This is a genomic window from Actinomycetota bacterium, from assembly GCA_036280995.1.
GTDB lineage: Bacteria > Actinomycetota > CALGFH01 > CALGFH01 > CALGFH01 > CALGFH01.
Window position 1 is genome coordinate 1 of sequence record DASUPQ010000626.1, and the last position, 2,504, is coordinate 2,504.

Genomic DNA, 2,504 nt, shown 5'->3' on the forward strand with positions numbered 1-2,504 from the left:
GCAGGCAGACCGGCCGCCGCGGAAGCTGCCAGCGCCGCACGACCAGCTCGCCGACGTCGCGGGGCCGCCGCCCGCCGGCCCGCTCCAGCGTCCGCTCCAGGTCCAGGTCGCCGTCGTCGCGGCCGGGCTCGGGCCCGAGCCGGCCGACCCCGCGCCGGCGGCGGGCACCGCTCCGGGCGGCGCCCAGGAACACCCTGGCCGCCACCCGCCTGGCCTGGGCCCGCAGGTCCGGGTCGGTGGCGCCGGCGAGCGCGGCGACGAGGGCGAGGGCCCGGTCCGGGTCGCGCGCCACCAGGTCGTCGAGGGCGGCGTGGTCGAGCCGCCCGACCGCCGGCGAGATCTCGGCCAGCTCCGGGTGGGCCGCGGCCAGCTCGGCCCGGCTGGCGGTGCGCCGGGCGCCCTCGCGCAGGGCGGCGGCCGCCTCGGAGCCCTCCAGCACCTTTCCCCGGCCGCCCCGGGCTGGTCGGGCGGCCGGGTCAGGAGGGTTTGGCGGCTCCCTGGACTCGGCCAGCAGGCGGTCCAGCAGCTCGGTGAGGATCGCCTCCACGGTCCTGGCCGAGCCGTCCTCCAGGCGCACCCGGCCCGACAGCGCGGCCAGGGCGGCGTCCAGGAGGGTGGCCCTGGCGGGCAGCCGCTCGGCCACGGCTGCCTCGCCGCGCAGCGCCGCCAGCCCGCGCGCCAGGTGGACCAGGTCGATCGCGCCCCGCACCGATGCGCCGGCACGCAGCTCCGGATGCTCGCGGGTGGCCCGGACCAGGGCGACCGCCAGCCAGGCCAGCGGGCCGGTCGCGCCGGCGACCAGCTCGACGATGCGGCGCTCGCCGGCCTCGTCCTGGTAGCCGAGCGCGACCCGGCAGACCCGGTCGGCGATCGCCTGGCTGACCCTGGCGGTGCCGACGGCGTCGAAGGGGTTCATGGCGGCGATCAGCCGGAACCGCCGGCCGGCCCGGACCCGGCCGACCCGGGGGACGTGGATCTCACCCTCGGCCAGGGCGGTGATGAGGACGTTCAGGGTCTCCTCGGGGACCCGGTTGAGCTCCTCGACATACAGCAGGGCGCCCTCGCGCATGGCCAGCAGCAGCGGGCCGTCGTTGAACGCCTCGGGACGGTAGCCTCCCTCCAGCACCAGCGCCGGGTCGTGCGCCCCGACCAGCCTGGCCGGGGTCAGCTCGGCGTTGCCCTCCACGAACTCCAGCCCCAGGCCGGCCTCCTCGGCAAGGCACCGCAGCAGGGTGGACTTGCCGGTGCCTGGCGGGCCCTCGAGCACCACGTGGCGGCCGGTCTCCAGGGCGACGGCGAGCACCTCCGCCTGGCGACGCAGGCCGACGACCTCCCGCTCGGCCCTGGCCAGCATGCGCGCGACCGGGAAGCCTCCTCCGGCGCCCACGGGCCCGGCCCCGTCGGCTGGGCCCGCGACAGGGGTGGGGCGTTCAGTGCTCGTGGAGCATCACGCCCCTGAGGTTCTTGCCGTCGAGCAGGTCCTGGTAGCCCTGGTTGACCTGGTCGAGGGTGTAGGTGTTGGTGACCAGCTCGTCCAGCTTGATGTGGCCGGTGCGGTACAGGTCCAGCATCTTCTTGATGTCGTACTGGGGGTTGGAGTTGCCGAATAGGGTGCCGACGACCTCCTTCTGGAACAGCGTCAGCACCGCGCCGGAGAGCTGCACGGTGAGCTTGGTCGGGTCGGCCAGCCCGGTGATGACCACCCGGCCGCCCTTGCGGATGGCGTCGACCGCCTCCTGGACGACCTGCTCGTTGACGATGTCGACGGTGACGATGGCCTTGTCGGCGCCGACCCCGCGGGTGAGCTCGCCGACCAGCGCCTTGGCCTCCTCGCCGGAGGCGACGCTGTGGGTGGCGCCGAGCTGCTCGGCCTTCTCGCGCTTGTTGGCCAGCGGGTCCACCGCGACGATGTTGGCCGCCCCGGCATGGGCGGCACCCTGGACGGCGTTGATGCCGATCCCCCCGATGCCGAAGATCACGACCGTGTCGCCGGGGGTGACCTTGGCCGCGTAGACCGCCGAGCCCCAACCGGTCGGGACCCCGCAGCCGGTCAGCACGGCCTTGTCCAGCGGCAGGTCCTCGTCAACCTTCACACACGAGTACTCGGAGATGGTGGCGTACTGGGAGAAGGTCCCGATCATGCACATCGCGCCGAGGTCCTGGCCCTCGGCGTGGAAGCGGAAGCTCCCGTCGGGCATGCAGCCCTCCAGGATGGTGGCGCCCAGGTCGCACAGGTTCTGCTGCCCGGTCGAGCACCAACGGCAGTGGCCGCAGGAGGGGATGAAGGCGCAGACCACGTGGTCGCCGGGCTTGACCTTGGTGACGCCCGGGCCGACCTCCTCGATGATGCCGGCGCCTTCGGGGCCGCCGACGATGGGGAACCGGGGCACGATGTCGCCGTGCCGAAGGTGCTCGTCGGAGTGGCAGAACCCGGCCGCCACGTAGCGGATCAGTACCTCGCCGTCCCTGGGCCCGTCGAGGTCGAGCTCGACCACCTCCCAGTC

Annotated in this window: 2 protein-coding genes; both read right to left on the reverse strand. The window is 74.5% G+C overall.

All coding sequences use genetic code 11. The features are described from left to right. The coding region (locus VF468_21285) for a MoxR family ATPase (GenBank protein HEX5880826.1) at positions 1 to 1,354 on the reverse strand (1,354 nt) is incomplete at its 3' end. Positions 1,355 to 1,430: 76 nt separating this feature from the next. Then, positions 1,431 to 2,504, reverse strand: a 1,074-nt coding sequence (locus VF468_21290; GenBank protein HEX5880827.1) for an NDMA-dependent alcohol dehydrogenase, incomplete at its 5' end; no start/stop codon positions are given.